The organism is Vibrio sp. 1078-1 (assembly GCF_033340475.1).
The window spans coordinates 1-817 of the sequence record NZ_JAWOWM010000203.1 but is presented as its reverse complement, the minus strand read 5'-3'; the positions used below and the strand labels follow the sequence as shown (position 1 = coordinate 817).

Here is an 817-nt window from a genome sequence, read left to right as displayed (position 1 = left end):
TTGCAATGCTTGGTTCGCTTGTTCAATACGACCGAGTAGTTGCTGACCTTCTCCCATCGCACTGGCCACCGCTATCTTATCTTGCGAGTCTGTGTTCTGAGCGCTTTGTTTTGAATCCAACTGAGCCTCTGACTCCATTGGCGACAAAGCTTGCTTCGCTACGACGGGGGCTTTACCTTCTTCTTGAAATGCTTCCGAAGTTTGCTCGGATTCGTCAGCAACGGCTTTTACGCCTTCATGCTCTAGCAATGCATCAGCCCCTTTTCCGTCGACACTCTCACGGTTCGCGACTGATTCTTGGCTCTCGCCATTCTTCTCGACCGTTTCACCTTCTGTGGCGCTAACGTCGGTCTTTACATCTGTACTTGCTGTTTGAGTGACCGCTTTTTCTGCTTTTTGTGAACCTGTAAAAACTCCCGCTAAGGTTTCAAAAAAACCTTTGCTTTCAGAGTTTTCTGTAGGTGCTTGTGCGGAAGACTCAGAAGTTGAGGTCTTGCTAGTCGCAGAAACATTAGACAAATTCACATTCATAAAAACTTTCTCATTTTTAGCTACGCCTTTTTATGGCGTGACCAGATTGCCCATCAGAGGCAAAATTAGATAATTAAACCATGAATTTGCAAAAATCACGCCAACGCATAAGGCTATTTTCCTGACGAACAACGCACACGAAAAGAGTGGAAGCGAGATCAACTTCAACAAAAATTAGAACGGCTTGGCCTTACGGCTAAACAACAACGTGGAAAACTCATCCATTTGCTTTTGCTCACGTTTGGCTTCCGCGATTTGCTTTTCTTTCGCTTTCTTTTCGATCATC

2 pseudogenes are annotated in these 817 nt (G+C 45.2%); both read right to left on the bottom strand.

The annotated features are described in order from the left end of the window. Positions 1-531 (bottom strand): annotated as a pseudogene (locus tag R7190_RS26595) (flagellar hook-length control protein FliK); the annotation flags it as partial. A 174-nt stretch (positions 532-705) separates the two neighbouring features. Continuing rightward, positions 706-817 (bottom strand): annotated as a pseudogene (locus R7190_RS26590) (flagella biosynthesis chaperone FliJ); the annotation flags it as partial.